Annotated in this window: 15 protein-coding genes; 12 read left to right on the forward strand and 3 right to left on the reverse strand. The window is 57.5% G+C overall.

All coding sequences use genetic code 11. The features are described from left to right. Window positions 1–224 precede the first annotated feature (224 nt). The 3 genes from gatC to gatB all read left to right on the forward strand — a co-directional run bounded on the left by gatC (window position 225) and on the right by gatB (window position 3,513). A complete protein-coding gene (gene gatC / locus ACNSOI_RS13395; protein WP_058092033.1) occupies window positions 225–512 on the forward strand; it encodes an Asp-tRNA(Asn)/Glu-tRNA(Gln) amidotransferase subunit GatC in 288 nt (95 codons plus the stop codon). Between the two features lie 69 nt (window positions 513–581). After that, complete coding sequence (gene gatA, locus ACNSOI_RS13400) at window positions 582–2,039, forward strand: Asp-tRNA(Asn)/Glu-tRNA(Gln) amidotransferase subunit GatA (RefSeq protein ID WP_420194270.1); 1,458 nt, start codon at window positions 582–584, stop codon at window positions 2,037–2,039. A 22-nt stretch (window positions 2,040–2,061) separates the two neighbouring features. Continuing rightward, window positions 2,062–3,513, forward strand: a complete 1,452-nt coding sequence (gene gatB / locus ACNSOI_RS13405; protein ID WP_420194271.1) for an Asp-tRNA(Asn)/Glu-tRNA(Gln) amidotransferase subunit GatB — start codon at window positions 2,062–2,064, stop codon at window positions 3,511–3,513. A gap of 263 nt (window positions 3,514–3,776) precedes the next feature. Here gatB and rimO read toward each other — a convergent pair whose 3' ends face one another. Further along, on the reverse strand, window positions 3,777–5,117 hold the full coding sequence (rimO, locus tag ACNSOI_RS13410; RefSeq protein WP_420194272.1) for a 30S ribosomal protein S12 methylthiotransferase RimO: 1,341 nt from the start codon (window positions 5,115–5,117) through the stop codon (window positions 3,777–3,779). Window positions 5,118–5,423: 306 nt separating this feature from the next. Between rimO and ACNSOI_RS13415 the strand changes: the two genes are divergently transcribed. The 4 genes from ACNSOI_RS13415 (at window position 5,424) to ACNSOI_RS13430 (ending at window position 9,796) form a co-directional block, all read left to right on the forward strand. Further along, window positions 5,424–5,846 (forward strand): PilZ domain-containing protein, encoded by a 423-nt coding sequence (locus ACNSOI_RS13415; RefSeq protein ID WP_061331542.1) that lies wholly within the window; start codon window positions 5,424–5,426, stop codon window positions 5,844–5,846. 164 nt (window positions 5,847–6,010) lie between these two features. Next, entirely contained in the window at window positions 6,011–6,925 is a 915-nt protein-coding gene (cysD, locus tag ACNSOI_RS13420) for a sulfate adenylyltransferase subunit CysD (protein WP_286250991.1), read from the forward strand. Window position 6,926: 1 nt separating this feature from the next. Further along, window positions 6,927–8,585 (forward strand): sulfate adenylyltransferase subunit CysN, encoded by a 1,659-nt coding sequence (cysN, locus tag ACNSOI_RS13425; protein ID WP_420194273.1) that lies wholly within the window; start codon window positions 6,927–6,929, stop codon window positions 8,583–8,585. Window positions 8,586–8,779: 194 nt separating this feature from the next. Continuing rightward, on the forward strand, window positions 8,780–9,796 hold the full coding sequence (locus ACNSOI_RS13430; RefSeq protein WP_420194274.1) for a nucleoid-associated protein: 1,017 nt from the start codon (window positions 8,780–8,782) through the stop codon (window positions 9,794–9,796). 154 nt (window positions 9,797–9,950) lie between these two features. Here ACNSOI_RS13430 and trmH read toward each other — a convergent pair whose 3' ends face one another. Continuing rightward, window positions 9,951–10,691 (reverse strand): tRNA (guanosine(18)-2'-O)-methyltransferase TrmH, encoded by a 741-nt coding sequence (gene trmH / locus ACNSOI_RS13435; RefSeq protein WP_286920503.1) that lies wholly within the window; start codon window positions 10,689–10,691, stop codon window positions 9,951–9,953. Between the two features lie 342 nt (window positions 10,692–11,033). Here trmH and miaB point away from each other — a divergent pair, with 342 nt between their 5' ends. The 5 genes from miaB (at window position 11,034) to lnt (ending at window position 16,684) form a co-directional block, all read left to right on the forward strand. After that, window positions 11,034–12,380, forward strand: a complete 1,347-nt coding sequence (gene miaB / locus ACNSOI_RS13440) for a tRNA (N6-isopentenyl adenosine(37)-C2)-methylthiotransferase MiaB (protein WP_420194275.1) — start codon at window positions 11,034–11,036, stop codon at window positions 12,378–12,380. 459 nt (window positions 12,381–12,839) lie between these two features. After that, window positions 12,840–13,826 (forward strand): PhoH family protein, encoded by a 987-nt coding sequence (locus ACNSOI_RS13445; RefSeq protein ID WP_106695003.1) that lies wholly within the window; start codon window positions 12,840–12,842, stop codon window positions 13,824–13,826. Beyond that, the gene (gene ybeY, locus ACNSOI_RS13450) at window positions 13,823–14,296 is read left to right on the forward strand and encodes an rRNA maturation RNase YbeY (RefSeq protein WP_061331553.1); all 474 of its coding nucleotides are present in this window, start codon (window positions 13,823–13,825) and stop codon (window positions 14,294–14,296) included. The genes ACNSOI_RS13445 and ybeY overlap by 4 nt, the downstream gene beginning before the upstream one ends. Further along, the gene (locus tag ACNSOI_RS13455) at window positions 14,293–15,138 is read left to right on the forward strand and encodes an HlyC/CorC family transporter (protein WP_106695002.1); all 846 of its coding nucleotides are present in this window, start codon (window positions 14,293–14,295) and stop codon (window positions 15,136–15,138) included. The genes ybeY and ACNSOI_RS13455 overlap by 4 nt, the downstream gene beginning before the upstream one ends. A gap of 19 nt (window positions 15,139–15,157) precedes the next feature. Then, window positions 15,158–16,684 carry an apolipoprotein N-acyltransferase gene (gene lnt, locus ACNSOI_RS13460; RefSeq protein WP_396631715.1) on the forward strand — a complete coding sequence of 509 codons (1,527 nt, stop codon included), beginning with the start codon at window positions 15,158–15,160 and terminating at the stop codon, window positions 16,682–16,684. Here the strand turns inward: lnt and ACNSOI_RS13465 are convergent. Then, window positions 16,674–17,219 carry a zinc ribbon-containing protein gene (locus ACNSOI_RS13465; RefSeq protein ID WP_061331555.1) on the reverse strand — a complete coding sequence of 182 codons (546 nt, stop codon included), beginning with the start codon at window positions 17,217–17,219 and terminating at the stop codon, window positions 16,674–16,676. The genes lnt and ACNSOI_RS13465 overlap by 11 nt on opposite strands. Window positions 17,220–17,507 lie beyond the last annotated feature (288 nt).

The following is a 17,507-nucleotide window of genomic DNA, read 5'->3' on the forward strand; positions in this document are numbered from 1 at the left end:
TTTTCTCTGGGTGCAAGGATGCCTTGGGGAGGGGCTTTCCAAAAAACGCTCCTTTGGCACATCCCTGTGGCGCTTCGGCTCCGCCATCCATGGCTCCGCAGATTTTTGGAAAGCCCCTCCCCAAGGCATCCCCGGACAGCTGAAAAGCGCCAAAATCAGCCAGTTAGAGTCGTTCGGGCTCTTTAGGATTAAATTGTTTTCACACACGCTTTAATGGAGGCAACGTGAGCATTTCCCGCGAGGACATCGAGAAAGTTGCCGTGCTCGCCCGCATCAAGGTGGACGGCGAGCAGGTTTCGGCTCTGGAGAAGGATCTGGGCAATATCCTGGATCTGGTGGATCAGTTGAGTGCAGCGGATACCGATTCCGTGGAGCCGATGGCGCATCCACTGGATGCCGTACAGAAGCTGCGGCCGGATGTGGTTACCGAGACCAATCAGCGGGAGGCGTTTCAGGCAATTGCGCCGGCGACCGAGGATGGGTTGTACCTGGTACCCAAGGTCATTGAGTGAGTTTTCGGGCCACTGACATTTCCGTGTAACCGGCAGGTTGTCTGACGATCACATATTTCGGGATTGATGATGCATAACAAATCCGTAGCAGAACTTTCCAGGGAACTGGAGAGCGGCAAGATTTCCAGTGTGGAGCTGACTCAGCAGTTCCTCGACCGTCTGAAACATGAAGACGGCAAGTACAACAGCTTTATTACCATCTCCGACGAGCATGCATTGGCCGAGGCGAAAGCGGCGGATGAGATGCGGGCGGCGGGTAAGGCCACGGTGTGGACCGGGGTGCCCTTTGCTCACAAGGATATTTTCTGTACTAACGGCATTCGCACTACCTGCGGCTCAAGGATGCTGGAGAACTTTGTGCCACCCTACGACGCCACAGTGACGGCGAACTTCAAGGCGGCCGGCGCAGTGTGTCTGGGCAAGACCAATATGGATGAGTTCGCCATGGGCTCGTCTAACGAGTCCAGTTTCTACGGCGCGGTAACCAACCCCTGGGGCCTGGCCAGCGGTGACAAGCGGGTGCCGGGTGGTTCTTCCGGTGGTTCTGCCGCTGCCGTGGCGGCGCGGCTGGTGCCGGCGGCGACGGGTACGGATACCGGTGGTTCTATCCGCCAGCCGGCGGCCCTGTGCGGCATTACTGGCCTGAAGCCGACTTACGGCCGGGTGTCTCGCTATGGAATGATTGCCTTTGCTTCCTCTCTGGACCAGGGCGGGCCGATGGCGCGCACCGCCGAAGATGCGGCGCTGATGTTGAATGTGATGGCGGGGCACGATCCGAAGGATTCCACCGGCATCGACCGGGAAGTTCCGGATTACACCGCTACCCTGAACGAGCCGCTGAAAGGCCTGAAGATTGGCCTGCCGAAGGAATACTTCAGCGACCAGCTGTCTCCGGCCATGGAAGCGCAGGTTCGCAACGCGATTCGCGAGTATGAAAAGCTGGGCGCGACGGTAAAAGAAGTGTCACTGCCCAACGCGAGGCTGGCCATTGCTGCTTATTATGTGATCGCTCCGGCGGAGGCTTCTGCCAACCTGTCCCGGTTTGACGGTGTGCGTTATGGCTACCGCTGCGACGATCCGAAAGACCTGATGGATATGTACACCCGCACCCGGGCGGAAGGTTTCGGGAATGAGGTGAAGCGCCGGATTCTGGTGGGGACCTACGCCCTGTCCGCTGGTTACTTTGATGCCTATTACCTGAAGGCCCAGAAGGTTCGCCGTCTGATCCAGCAGGACTTCATCAATGCGTTTAAGGAAGTGGACGTGCTGATGAGCCCGGTGTCTCCGACACCTGCGTTCAGGCAGGGCGAGAAGAACACCGACCCGGTGTCCATGTACCTGGAAGACGTGTTCACCATCGCCATCAACCTGGCAGGCATTCCGGCCATGTCGGTTCCGGCGGGGTTTGTCGACGGCTTACCGGTGGGGCTGCAGATCATCGGGGATTACTTCTCTGAGGCCCGTTTGCTGAATGCTGCCCATCAGTTCCAGCAGGTGACCGACTGGCACCAGCGTGAACCCCAATAAGCCCGGATTAGGAGACGAACACATGCAGTGGGATATCGTGATCGGGCTGGAAATTCACGTTCAGCTCGCCACCCAGACCAAGATTTTCTCCGGCTCCAGCACCGCCTATGGTGCCGAGCCCAACACCCAGGCCAACGCCGTTGACCTGGCCATGCCCGGTACCCTGCCGGTACCCAATGAACAGGCCTTCCGTTATGCGGTGATGTTCGGCCTGGCCACCAACGCCGAAATCGGCCGCCGCTCGGTCTTCGAGCGCAAAAACTACTTCTACCCGGATCTGCCAAAGGGCTACCAGACCACCCAGCTGGCCCAGCCGATTGTCGGCCCCGGCTATGTGGACATCGACCTGGCCGACGGCAGCACCAAAAGGGTACGCATTCACCACGCGCACCTGGAAGAAGACGCCGGTAAATCCCTGCACGAGGATTACCACGGCATGTCCGGCATTGACCTGAACCGGGCCGGCACGCCGCTGATCGAGGTGGTGACAGAGCCTGACATGAACAGCGCCGACGAAGCCGTAGCCTTCGCCAAGAAGCTCCATAGCCTGGTGACTTCGCTGGGGATCTGTGATGGCGATATGTCTCAGGGCTCCATGCGCTTTGATGTGAACATCTCCCTGAAGCCGAAAGGCTCTGACACCCTGGGCACCCGCACGGAAACCAAGAACCTGAACTCCTTCCGGTTCATGGAGCAGGCCATCGCCCATGAAGTAGAGCGGCAGATGGATATCCTGGAGGATGGCGGCCGCATTGTGCAGGAAACCCGCCTGTACAATGGCGACCGGGACGAGTCCCGGTCCATGCGCACCAAGGAAGAAGCCAACGACTACCGCTACTTCCCCTGCCCTGACCTGTTGCCGGTGGAAATCGATGACGCCTTCATCGAAGACGCCCGCGCCCGCCTGCCGGAACTGCCCGATGCCCGCAAGGCCCGCTTCAAGGAGCAATACGGTCTGAACGACTACGACGCCGGCGTGCTGTCTGGCGACGCCAAGCTGTCTGCGTTCTTCGAAGAAACCGTGGAGCACGGCAAAGACGCCAAGCTGGCAGCCAACTGGATTCAGGGCGAATTCTCCGCCCGCCTGAATGCCGACGAGAAATCCGTGGCCGAAGCTCCGATTTCAGGCGCACAACTGGGCGCACTGGTCACCCGCATTGCCGACAACACGGTTTCCTCTGCCGGGGCGAAGAAGGTCTTTGAAGCCTTGTGGTCAGGCGAGAACCATGACGTGGATGCGATCATCGACGCCAAGGGGCTGAAGCAGGTCTCCGACACCGGCGCCCTGGAAGCCATGGTCGACGAGGTGCTGGCGGGCATGCCGGATCAGGTGGCCCAGTACCAGGGCGAGGAAGATCCTAAGAAGCGCAAGAAGATGCTTGGCGGTTTCATGGGGCCTTTGATGAAAGCGTCCAAGGGCCAAGGCAACCCCAAACTGTTCAACGAGATTCTTGTTCGCAAGCTTGGTGGTTAAGTTTTGGCTTTGGTGTGGGCCGTTTTGTTTCGGCCCTAGCCTGTTGAGTTTGGGGAGGGGTCGGTTTATTTATGACTACCCCACCGCATGTTGGATCGAGGGCTTGGCGAGGGACTTCTCCCAAAAATCTGGAGCGCCAGGGAAGGCGCGACGAAGCCCTACAGGGACGTATTCACGGGCGTTTTTTGGGAGAAGTCCCTCGTCAAGCCCCAGCCACCAACATCCAGCAGGCTAGGGCCGAAGCCCAAAAACCGCGACAGAAGTCAGACCAAACGAGCCCAAAGGTCATGTTCGTCGGCGTGCTCCACAACAGCCTGCACAATCTGGCCAGGGACCAGGTCGGTTTCGTCGTTCAGGTAAACCATGCCATCAATCTCCGGCGCATCCGCCTTCGAACGACCAATCGCACCCTCTTCATCAACCTCGTCGATGAGCACGTCAATCGTCCTGCCGATTTTCGCCTGCAATCGGGCAGCTGAAATCTCCGCTTGCTTCGCCATAAAGCGGGCCAGCCGCTCTTCCTTGACCTCTTCCGGCACAGCACCTTCCAGCTCATTCGCCCTGGCGCCTTCAACCGGGCTGTAGGTAAAGGCACCCACGCGGTCCAGTTGCGCCTCATCCAGCCAGTCCAGCAGGTACTGAAAATCTTCCTCGGTTTCACTGGGGAAGCCGACAATAAAGGTTGAGCGAATGGTCAGTTCCGGACAGATTTCACGCCATGTCTTGATGCGCTCCAGGGTCTTGCTGTCGTGGGCCGGGCGCTTCATGGCCTTGAGCACTTTCGGGCTGGCATGCTGGAACGGGATGTCCAGGTACGGCAGGATCTTGCCTTCAGCCATCAGCGGGATGATGTCGTCCACATGGGGGTACGGATAGACGTAGTGCAAGCGAACCCATACGCCCATCTCACCCAGAGCCTCACATAGGGACTGCATCTTGGTTTTCACCGGGCGGCCCTGCCAGAAACCGGTGCGGTATTTGATATCCACACCGTAGGCGGAGGTGTCCTGGGAGATCACCAGCAGCTCTTTAACGCCAGCGTCTACCAGTCGTTTCGCCTCATCCATCACATCACCGATCGGGCGACTAACCAGTTTGCCGCGCATGTCCGGGATGATGCAGAAGGTACAGCTGTGGTTACAGCCTTCGGATATCTTCAGGTAGGCATAGTGCCTTGGCGTAAGCTTGATGCCCTGCGGGGGTACCAGATCCACGAATGGGTCGTGGTCTTTCTTCGGCGGTACATACTGGTGTACCGCTCCCACAACTTCTTCATAGGCCTGAGGACCAGAGACCGCCAGCACACCTGGATGGGTCTCGCGAATCTTCTCCGCTTCCACGCCCATACAACCGGTCACAATCACCTTGCCGTTTTCGCTGATGGCTTCGCCGATGGCATCCAGGGATTCCTGCTTGGCCGCATCGATAAAACCACAGGTGTTAACCACCACAATGTCGGCATCGTTGTAGGTGGGCACGACCTCGTAACCATCCAGCCGCAATTGAGTCAGGATACGCTCTGAGTCTACCAGGGCTTTGGGGCACCCCAGGCTGATAAAGCCAACTTTTCCGCCCTGAGCAGTGTCTTGTATTTTCTCGGTCATAAAGTTCCGCAGGAATCCCGGAGCCTGGCTCCAAATGTGTGTAGGCGGCGATTTTAACTCACTGGGATATCATCTGCAGCTCTGCACTTCCCACATATGCCACCAAAAAACACGTATAAACGCGAAATGACGCACCAAAATGTGACGCCGTGTTCAGAAAGTTTTAATAAAGCTGCAACAATATACGCACTTACCTTGCTGATCACTTTTTAAGCAGCTACAATTTCAAGCGCTTAAGTGTTCTTCTGGAAGGCAATTATGGGAAAGGCAACGTCGTTCGATACTACTCGCGCCAGAAAAATTAAAATGAAACCTGCACCCGCTAAACAGAATCTCAGAAATCAGCAGCGAGTCGATGTGTCGACCGAGATTACTGTTGAGAAAAGCGACGGCTGCTGCCTGACCTGCAAGGTCTCTAACCTGTCACGTGCCGGTGTTATGATTTCCTGTGATCAGGACGTTGTTCAACAGCTCATTCCCGGCATGCGTGCGCCGGCCCCCGGTCACTGGATTGGCGTGAAAACCCGTTTCACCGTGCCTGTGCTTCCAACGCAACCAGTCACTGTGCTTGCAGATGGCAATATCGTGCATATGCGGCGCATCTCCCGAAATGAATTCCAGATAGGTATCCAGTTCAGTGAATTTGAGGGCAACGGGTTTGATTACATCGACCGCTATGTTGCCAAACTGCTGTCTGACGCCCGAACAGCGAATTACGACACCCACTGAAACCACCGACACCGGCTCAGCACGCCCGGAGTCCCCGGCACGTTGGGTTCGGCGCCATATTATTAGAACTTAAAATTCTTACCAGAAATCTTCTTATACCCTGCCGCCGCCTGATATAGTTGGTCAACCGATTTACAGCCATCACACAGCCCCTGCGGCAATGGATGACCATGACCACATACAACCTCACTCATCTCAAACAGCTGGAAGCCGAAAGCATCCACATAATCCGGGAAGTGGCGGCCGAGTTCGACAACCCGGTCATGCTCTATTCCATCGGCAAAGATTCTGCCGTGATGCTGCACCTTGCCCTGAAGGCCTTCTACCCTGGGAAGCTGCCTTTTCCGTTACTGCATGTTGATACCACATGGAAATTCCGGGAGATGATTTCGTTCCGGGACAACGTGGCGGAGAAGTTTGACCTCGACCTGATTGTTCACATCAACGAAGAAGGCGTGAAGCAGGGTGTCGGACCCTTCACCCACGGCAGCGCCAAGCACACCGACATCATGAAAACCCAGTCCCTGAAGCAGGCCCTGAACAAGTACAAGTTCGACGCCGCATTCGGGGGCGCCCGCCGGGATGAGGAAAAATCCCGCGCCAAGGAGCGGGTATACTCCTTCCGCGACGAGCACCACCGGTGGGACCCGAAGAACCAGCGCCCGGAGCTCTGGAACATCTACAACGGCAAGGTTAACAAAGGCGAGAGCATTCGTGTGTTCCCGCTCTCCAACTGGACCGAGCTGGATATCTGGCAGTACATCTACCTTGAAAACATCGATATCGTACCGCTGTATTACGCGGCGGTGAGACCAGTGGTAGAACGCGATGGCACCCTGATTATGGTGGACGACGACCGCATGCCGCTGAAAGAAGGCGAGAAGCCTATGATGAAGTCAGTGCGCTTCCGTACGCTGGGCTGCTACCCGCTGACCGGTGCCATTGAATCCGAGGCCAACACCCTGCCCGACATCATCCAAGAAATGCTGCTGGCCACCAGCTCAGAGCGGCAAGGAAGGGTCATTGACCACGATTCAGCCGGCTCCATGGAACAGAAAAAGCGGGAAGGGTACTTCTGATATGTCACACCAGTCTGATTTGATCGCCGACGATATTCTGGCTTACCTGAAGCAGCACGAGAACAAGGAACTCCTGCGCCTGCTCACCTGCGGCAGCGTGGATGACGGCAAGAGCACGCTGATTGGCCGGCTGCTGCACGACACCAAGATGATCTACGAAGATCATATGGCAAGCCTGAAGACTGACAGTGCCAAGATGGGCACCACCGGTGAGAAGCTGGACCTGGCCCTGCTGGTGGACGGCCTGCAGGCCGAACGGGAACAGGGCATCACCATCGATGTAGCCTACCGCTATTTCAGCACCGACAAGCGCAAGTTCATCATCGCCGACACCCCGGGCCATGAACAGTACACCCGCAACATGGCCACCGGCGCCTCCACCGCGCAACTGGCGATCCTGATGATTGATGCCCGCCACGGCGTGATGACCCAGACCCGCCGGCACTCCTTCATCGCCTCCTTGCTGGGCATTCGCCACATTGTGGTAGCGGTAAACAAGATGGACCTGGTGGACTTCAGTGAGGATCGCTTTAACGAGATCCGTGAAGACTACCTGGCGTTCGCCAACAAATTGGGCCTGAAAGATGTCCGCTTTGTGCCGATCTCCGCCCTGGATGGCGACAACGTGGTGAACAAGAGCGACAACACGCCCTGGTTTACCGGCCAGCCGCTGATGGAAATCCTGGAAACTGTGGAAGTTTCCCGGGACAAGAACCTGGAACACTTCCGCTTCCCAGTGCAATACGTCACCCGCCCCAACCTGAATTTCCGGGGCTTCTGCGGCACCATCGCCTCCGGCGTTATTCGCCCGGGCGACACGGTGATGGCCCTGCCCTCACGCCGCACCAGTAAGGTCAAGGAAATCGTCACCTTCGACGGCAACCTGAGCGAGGCCTACATCGACCAGGCGGTCACCCTGACCCTGGAAGATGAAATCGACATCAGTCGCGGGGATATGCTCGTAAAGGCAGAAGACGAGCCTGAGGTGCACAACCGGTTCAATGCCAACATTGTGTGGATGACCGACGCGCCGCTGGAAACCGGCCGCCTCTACGACATCAAGCTGGGGCCCACGTTTACCTCTGGTACGGTGAAGAGCATTCATCACCAAACCGACGTAAACACCCTGGAGCAGAACCCGAACCCAAGCCAGCTTCAGCTGAATGAAATCGGCCTGTGCGAGCTGACCCTGAACCAGCCCATCGCGTTTGACGCCTACCAGCGCAACCACGCCACTGGCAGCTTCATCGTCATCGACCGGCTGACCAACGTAACCGTTGGCGCCGGCATGATTGCAGGCCTGACCGATGGCCTGGATTCCCTGGACCCGGTTACAGTGGAAGAGCGCGAGCGCCGCCTGGCGCAGAAGCCGGCGATCATCGCCTGCACCGGCAAGCAGGCCCCGCAACTGGCCCTGGCCGTGGAGCGGGCGCTGTTTGACCAAGGCAAGACGGCGGTCGTGGTGACTGAAGAAAACACCGGTGACGCCGACGAACGCCGCCGCGTAGCCCAGCTGCTGACGGCACACGGCCTGGTGGCTGTGGCCGTAAACCTCGGGTCTGACATTGCCAATGCCAGCGTTTCAGCTGATTCGGAGGCGGATATTCCTGCTGCCGTTGCCGGGCTTCTGCAGGAGTTGGCTCGGAGTCAGCGGGTTTAACTTTGGGGTTTGGCCTCTTGTACTGATTCCCCATCCTTGGCGGGCGGGCTTGCCGGGGTGGGGGATGGTTTTTCTTTGGAAAAACAAACCACCACCCCGCGACCCGCCCCCAAACTCGAAACAGGGAAATGACCGAAAAGCCAGACCATGGCACAATCCCGCTCCACCAAGATTAACCACAGGAGCTGAACACCATGGCCATCAAACACCTGCGCACCGCCTTCGCCAGCCAGTACCAGCCGGGCCAGCCCGCCCGCCTTGTTGCCGGCGAGGCTCAGCAGGAGCCCGGTGGCGATTACGAAGCCCTGCACAAACAGATGAAGCGCCTGTTCAACAGCAAACCCGGCAAGAAATACGGCCGCTTCTCGGACGACATCGGCGAATGCCCCTTCAGCGCCTGGTTAAAAGACTACCTGGAAGACAAACAAACCTTCGCCGCCATGACCGACCGCCTGTTCGGACAATGGCAGGAACTGCTCAACGGCAGCCAGGAGGAATTCGACGGCCACCTGATGGTGGTGCATGACGCCCTGGCAGATTCGGAAGTGGTGTACCTGTTCATCCTCGAAACCGACGGCGCCATGCGTTTTGACGGCAGCCAGAAACTGGACGCCACAGATGTGCTGAGCCTGTCGCGCCTGAACCTGGCGGTTCGAATCGAAGTGGATGAATGGCGCAACGAGAACTCCAGCGACAACTACATGACCGTGGTCCATGCCCGTGGCACCGGCGACCCCGGTGAGCTGTTCCTTCGCCTTTGCGCCTTCACCAACAGCGTGGACGTGGAAAAGGAAACCATGACCTTCCTGGACGCGGTGGAAGCCTTCGCCAAATCCAGCGAACCGGAAAAAGCCGGTGAAGTCCGTGCCAAAGCCTACGAGTTCTGCAAAGACCAGCATGCCCTGGGCGAACCGGTAGCCATCGAGGCCCTGTCCAACTACCTGGACGAAAGCCAGCCCGAGCGTTTCAAAGAATTCGCCAGCAAGAACGCAGAAATGCCCGAAACCGGCGTGCTGCACCCGGACCATCGCAAGGTCAAGAAACTGGTGCGTATTGCCGGCTCTGGTGGAGGTATGAGTGTGTCATTCTCTTCAGATCTGGTGAACCAGGCGGTGTACTACGACCGTGACAAAGATGCCTTGACCATCACCCGACTGCCCAAGGCTTTGCGGGAGCAGTTGCAGCGGTATCTGGAAGCGCGGGAGGACTGAGTGTTGTTTTCCTAGCCTGAGAATATTGGGGCGGGTTGCGGGGTGGGTGAATCTTTTTTCTTTGGAAAAACAACTCGCTTCGCTCAGACATCTTTTTCCGGCAGAAAAAAGATTCACCCACCCCGCACCGGCATGACAAATGTGCTGGTTTCCGTTAGGACTCGTTTGCTTCTATGTTTTCTGGTTGCTCGTCCCATCTGGGGCGATTGGCCCTTATTTTTCTGACTTCCTGCATCCAGCCTACTCCGTCGATCAGTTCGCCGGTTTCGTGGTCGATTGGCGGATACGGCAGATTGCGGTCGTCGCAGTAGCGCTTAACCGTCGGCTGGCACCAGCAGAACAGCAGGCGGTTGTATTCCTCATCTGGCATCCGCCGCTGGTCAAACATACCCGCCAGCTTCCGCTGACGCTGGGCCTCGGAAAGGATAATCGAACAGGCTGAAGACACATTCAGCGACTCCACCATCCCCATCATCGGAATCACAATATGCTCATCCGCCTGCTCGGCGGTCACCGGGTTCACGCCATCCACCTCGTTACCCATGATAATCGTGCACGGCACGGTGTAATCCACCTCCCGAAAATCCACCGCCCGGTCTGACAACTGCGCGGCATACAGCTTGTGGCCCTGAGCTTTCAGCTCCGTCACCGCGTTGTCCATGGTGGGATGGGTATGCGTCGTCACCCAGTGAAAACTGCCACCGGCTGTCTTACGAAATGCCCGAAAACCCTCCTTGGGCCAAACCACGTGCATATTGGCCAGGCCAAAGGCATCGCAGGACCGGATGATGGCCGACAGGTTTCTGGGCTTGTGCACCTGATCCGTCAACACCCGCAGATCGGGTTGACGGGTGTTGAGAACTTGTTTGATTCGGGCGAGGCGTTCGGGAGTCATAAGTGTATTGGCTAGCAATGATTTTTCCGGCTCCCACAAACCAATAATCAAGCTTGTAGAATCCAGCAAAGTGTCTGGGAAGGTTTTTGGGGTGGGCTTTCCAAAAATTTCGAAGGCCATGGATGGCCTGAGAGAAGCGCACATGGATGTGCTCGTAGCGGTTTTTGGAAAGCCCACCCCAAAAGCCTTCATGCTCATAAGTGGCGAATAATAGCACAGAGCCAAATGAGGAATACCGAGACAACGGTGGTTGATGTTTAAGCACCCCGTTATAATGTGCAGTCCATTTTTGCCAGCGCCCCACACCACCCCGGCGCCAACACACCAAACTACGTGAGACCCATGGCCAAGAAGCTGTTCATCAAAACCCACGGCTGCCAAATGAACGAGTACGACTCTGCCCGCATGGCAGACCTGCTCAAAACCGGCGAAGCGGTTGAAATGACCGACAACCCGGATGACGCCGACATCCTGCTGCTGAACACCTGCTCCATCCGCGAAAAAGCCCAGGAGAAAGTGTTCCACCAGCTCGGCCGCTGGAAACGTCTCAAAAGCAAAAAACCCGATATGATCATCGGCGTCGGCGGCTGCGTAGCCAGCCAGGAAGGCCAGGCCATCCTCGACCGGGCCCCTTACGTAGACATGGTCTTCGGCCCGCAAACCCTGCACCGCCTGCCAGACATGATCACCGAAGTGCGCACCAAGGGTAACGGCGTAGGCGTGGTCGACGTCAGCTTCCCGGAAATCGAGAAGTTCGACAACCTGCCCGAACCCGGCGCCGACGGCCCCTCTGCGTTTGTCTCCATCATGGAAGGCTGCAGCAAGTACTGCACCTTCTGCGTGGTGCCCTACACCCGTGGCGAAGAAGTCAGCCGCCCGGTGGACGATGTCATCGCCGAAGTGGCCCATCTGGCCGCCCAGGGCGTTCGGGAAGTGAACCTGCTGGGCCAGAACGTCAACGCCTACCGCGGCGACACCCACGACGGCGACCAGATGGACCTGGCAGAACTGATCGAAGTGATCGCCACCATCGACGGCGTCGACCGCATCCGCTACACCACCTCCCATCCGGTGGAGTTCAGCGACGCCCTGATCGAAGTCTACGAGCGGGTACCGGAGCTGGTCAGCCACCTGCACCTGCCAGTGCAAAGCGGCTCCGACCGCATCCTCGCGGCCATGAAGCGCGGCCATACAGCGCTGGAGTACAAATCCAAACTCCGCCGCCTGCGCAAGATCCGCCCGGACATCAGCTTCTCCTCCGACTTCATCATCGGCTTCCCGGGTGAAACCGATAAGGATTTTGAGGACACCATGAAACTGATCAACGACATCGGCTTCGACATGTCCTTCAGCTTCATCTACAGCGCCCGTCCGGGTACGCCGGCGTCTGACCTGCCGGACGATACACCGATGGAGGTCAAGAAACAGCGCCTGAGCATTCTGCAGGATCGACTGAATCAGAACGTCATGGATATCAGCCGCAAGATGGTGGGCTCTACCCAGCGGATACTGGTGACCGGCCTGTCCAAGAAAGACCCTGGCGAGTACGCTGGCCGCACCGAGAACAACCGCATCGTTAACTTCCGCCACGAGAATCCTGAGGTGGTTGGACACTTTATCGACGTGGAAATCGTCGAGGCCTACCCCAACTCACTTCGCGGTGTGCCTGTTGGTTCTGAGTTTTACTGAGCTTTGGCTCCCATGGCTTCTGGTTTTGGGGGCTTGGTGACAGGGTGAGGGTGCCTCCCAAAAAACGCCTCGCAAGTACGTCCTTGTAGGGCTTCGTCGCGCCTTCCCTGGCGCTCCAGATTTTTGGGAGGCACCCTCACCCTGTCACCGGCAGACTTCACAACGGCATGCCAGACAAATGACGAGCCAGAGCCCGACACCGACCAGTGATTCCGGGATTGGCTTATCCGAACCACTTGTTTTTCACCCTTTCGGCCTGCACATTGTTTAAACAGGTACAGGGCGGGCAGGGCCGTCAAAAAATCTGGAGCGCCAGGGAAGGCGCGACGAAGCCCTACAGGGATGTATTCACGGGCGTTTTTTTGACGGCCCTGCCCGCCCTGTACCGATAACGTTGCAGCCTGAACAGCCTACTCCCCAACAGCAGAAACCCGGGGAGTAAAACGAAACGGAGCAAGATTGAACACTCACGACACCAGACAATTTGACCTGCACCCGGTGAACCAGCGTCGGCTGGCGACCCTGTGTGGCCAGTTTGACGAACACCTGAAGATGATTGAAAAGCGCCTGCAGGTAAAAGTCGGCCGGCGTGGACACCACTTCCGGGTGGAAGGTCACACCGAAAACGTCGCCGCCGCCACCGAAGTCATCCGGCACCTGTACCGGGAAACCGAAGCCAGCGAAGATATTCCACCGGATACCGTGCACCTGTTTATCCGCGAAACCGGCCTGGAGCGCCTGCCGGATGACGTGCCCTACGACGAAGGCCAGATAACGGTTATCAAAACCCCGAAGCTGACCGCCAAACCCCGTGGTCAGAATCAGCAAAAGTATGTGCATAACATCCGCACCCACGATATCAATTTCGGCATTGGGCCGGCAGGTACCGGCAAGACCTGGCTGGCCGTGGCCTGTGCGGTAGAGGCACTGAAAGACGAACAGGTGAAACGCATCCTGCTGGTACGCCCGGCGGTGGAAGCCGGCGAGAAACTGGGCTTTCTGCCCGGCGACTTGGCCCAGAAAGTGGACCCTTACCTTCGGCCTCTGTACGACGCGCTCTATGAAATGCTCGGTTTTGACCAGGTAACCCGACTGATCGAGAAGAGCGTCATCGAGATTGCACCACTGGCGTTCATGCGTGGCCGTACCCTGAATAACTCGTTCATCATTCTGGACGAGAGCCAGAACACTACCCGGGAGCAGATGAAAATGTTCCTCACCCGGATTGGCTTTGGCTCCACGGCGGTGATTACCGGCGACACCACCCAGGTGGACCTGCCGCGCGGGCAGAACTCCGGGCTGATTCATGCCGCCAGCGTGCTCAGCAAGGTCCCCGGTATTGGCTTTACCCGCTTTGAATCAAAAGATGTGGTTCGCCATCCGCTGGTTCAGCGCATTGTGGAAGCCTACGACTCGTTCGGTGACGGGGGCTCAACCAACCCATGAGCAAACTGACCGTGGATTTCCAGGTAGCTTATGAAAGCACCGGTGTACCCGACGAAACACAGTTCCAGGTCTGGGCTGAAAAGGCATGGCTGGGCGAGGATCCGTCTGAAGTGACGATCCGTATTGTTGGTAACGAGGAAAGTCAGGACCTGAATCACCAGTACCGGGGCAAGGACAAGCCCACCAATGTTTTGTCCTTCCCATTTGAAGCACCACCGGGTATAACGGTGCCATTGGCCGGAGATCTGGTGATTTGCGCGCCGGTTGTTGAAAAGGAAGCGCAGGAACAGCATAAAGAACCTGTCGCCCACTGGGCCCATATGGTGGTGCACGGTATGTTGCACCTCCAGGGCTACGATCATATTGAAGATAACGAAGCCGAGGCCATGGAAGCCCTCGAAGTCCGGCTGCTTGCGCAGCTTGGATTTGCTAACCCTTATGAAGCAGAGGAAACGGAACCAGACTCATGAGCGACGATCAGTCGAGTCGCAGCCAGGGCGGCAAGTCCTGGCTGGAGCGTATATCACAGGCCTTCTCCAGCGGGCCTGAGTCCGTCGAGGACGTGCTGGAGATTCTGCGGGACGCAGAGTCCCAGGAAATTATTGACGTCGATTCCATGAGCATCATCGAAGGTGCCATGCAGGTCATCGACATGCGGGTGGATGAGATCATGATCCCCCGTTCCCAGATGATCACCGTCAAAGCCTCCCAGGATCCGAAAGAATTCCTGCCGGAAATCATGTCATCCGCCCACAGCCGTTTCCCGGTCATCGGCGAAAGCCAGGACGACGTGATCGGTGTGCTGCTGGCAAAAGACCTCCTCCCGCTGGCAATCAACAACGAACTGAACTGGACCAGTATCCGGGAGATCCTCCGGCCACCAACATTTGTTCCCGAAAGCAAGCGGTTGAACCAGCTGCTCAAAGAGTTCAAGGAAAACCGCAACCACATGGCGATTGTGGTGGATGAGTACGGCGGCACCGCCGGCCTGATCACCATCGAGGATGTGCTGGAGCAGATCGTGGGCGAGATCGAAGACGAACACGACTTCGACGAGGAAACTCACATCAAGGCCCGGGGCGACGGTACCTACGCCGTGAAAGCCGTCACACCGATCGAAGACTTCAACGAATTTTTCGAAACCATGATGGACGAGGAAGAGTTCGACACCATTGGCGGCCTGGTTCTCAAAGAGTTTGGTCACCTGCCCAGACGGGGAGAAACGGTTGAATTCGGCGGTTTGCAGTTTACTATTGCCAACGCCGATAACCGAGTCATCCGTTTGTTGCAGGTAACGCGAAGTGAATCATGAACCTGGCCTTGGTCGCCCTCTGAATCTGCGGTTTACTGACCACCCCTGGTTTGGCCCGGCAATCCTGCTGATTGCCGGCGCACTCCAGACCCTCACCTTTTCACCTTTTCATTTGTGGTGGCTTGGCCCCCTCTCGGTTTTTCTGATTGTCCTGGTAACACTCCACCAAGCCTCGGAAAAACTGTTTCGCGCCGGATGGTTTATCGGCCTTGGCCTGTTCGGTTCGGGCGCAAGCTGGATTTACATCAGCATCAGCGAGCACGGGAACACCTCAGTGCCAGTGGCTGTCCTGCTGATGGTCCTGTTTATAGCAGGGCTGGCGCTGTTCCACGGCCTTGCCTTCTGGTTCTGGGGCAAACTGGCCAAAGAAAGCATGATCCGGCGCCTGCTCCTGTTTCCGGCCATCTGGGTTCTGGGAGACTGGCTACGGGGCTGGTTACTTACAGGCTTTCCCTGGCTATACCTCGGCACTGCCCATACGGACGGACCACTTGGCGGTCTGGCCCCCCTCACAGGCGTACATGGCATCACCTTCTGGATCGCAGTCACGGGTGCGTCTGCCTATGCCATCTGGTGGCTTGTTCTGTCCGGGCACCGCAAATCAGCAGCGGTCACCGCAGTACTCACTCTGCTGCCCTGGTTCCTCGCGCCGGCCATGAAACAAGCCGACTGGACTGACCTGAGCGAACAGCCGGTCACCTTTGCCGCCATGCAAGGCAACATTCCCCAACAGATCAAATGGGACCCGGATTTCCTGCGGGACCAGATTGTGGCGTACCTGGGCATGACCGAGGCCCACTGGCAACGCGATCTTATTTTATGGCCGGAAACCGCGATTCCGATCCCCCAGGACCAGGCCGGCAAGGTGCTTGATCACATCCACGAAGAGCTCGGCGATGAAAGCACGCTGATCACCGGCATTCCCTGGTACGGCTACAGCGATCGTATCGACGACTTCACCTTCCACAACAGCATCATGGCCATTGGCAACGGTGAAGGCATCTACCACAAGCAGAAGCTGGTGCCGTTTGGCGAATATGTGCCGTTGCAGGGCGTTCTGCGAGGACTGATCGGCTTTTTCGACCTGCCCATGAGCAGCTTCACCCCCGGGCCAAAATACCAGTCTCCACTGGTGGCCAACGGCATCAACATCATGCCGTACATCTGCTACGAAGTAGCCTATCCGGACTTTGTCGCCTTCAATGCCCGTAACTCCGGCTTGTTGTTAACCATCAGCAACGATGGCTGGTTCGGTGATTCCATTGGCCCGTTGCAACACCTTCAACTGGCCCGTATGCGCGCCCTGGAAACCGGCCGCTATATGCTCAGGGGCACGAATAACGGCGTTACCGCGATCATCAACGAAAAGGGCGAGATCACCGAACGGATTCCGCAGTTCCAACGGGCAGTACTGACCGGTGAGGTCTTCCCCGCCACCGGCAGCACGCCCTACATGCAGACCGGTTCTTGGCCGGTGCTGACCCTGGCGGTGATCCTGATCGTGTTTGTGCGGGAACGGGTAATCCCGAAAAATCCTACTCCTTAGGTGGCCAGCGGCTGGTTACCCGCTCGAAGTAATGGGAACCGCAAGCCTCGCAAGGGTGCAAGTGGCTGGTTTTGGTCAGGCACACCATGTGGTTGCAATTCATGCACCGGAACATACCGGCGGTGGCCACTTCGCCCGAGATATAGTGGCTTATGTCCTGGTTCTCCAGTTTCTGTTTGAGTTCCAGGGTGTCCACCAGGGTTTTGTCGGCCACCGAAAGCAGTCGATCCGCCAGGGTGTGCTCCAGTAACGAGATATCCAGCTGCAACCATTCTTTCAGCCCCTCACCGGTTTCCTCGACAAAGTTCAGCAGGTGCTCCAGGTCCCGCTCGAGGTAGGCGCCGAGCAGGTCGGCTTCCTCACGGGTCATTTCCTCCAGTTCGTATTCAAACTCAACCGCTTTCTGAACTTCTTCCTCCAGGGTCTGAAGTGAGGTTTCCTGAAGCTCATGCAAACGGGTTTGCACCCGCTCCAGCATTCTGTCGTAAGCCTCAAGAGCTTTGCCTGAAAGATGATTGCGTTCTGGTTCTGTCATATTCGTCCCGCCTGTTTTCCAGTTGTGGTGCAAGGGTCAGGATGAGGCAGCTCTTCCGCCCAAGAATACCCCTCGCAGGTTTGGGTTGCTGCCGGGGATGGCTTCCCGGGACTGTGCGCAGCATGGATGCTGCGCTCAAGCCCCCAGGGATGGGTTTACGGCGTGTCCCGGGAAGCCATCCCCGGCAGCAACCTGCACCAAACCCACGAATAACCTCCATACCGGAAGTCTGGCACAAGTCTGCGAAATTGGCAGACTACCTGTTAAGCCTTGGGTGCGTTAGAATGT

The organism is Marinobacter sp. GH_1, from assembly GCF_048595985.1.
Classification (GTDB): Bacteria; Pseudomonadota; Gammaproteobacteria; order Pseudomonadales; family Oleiphilaceae; genus Marinobacter; species Marinobacter shengliensis.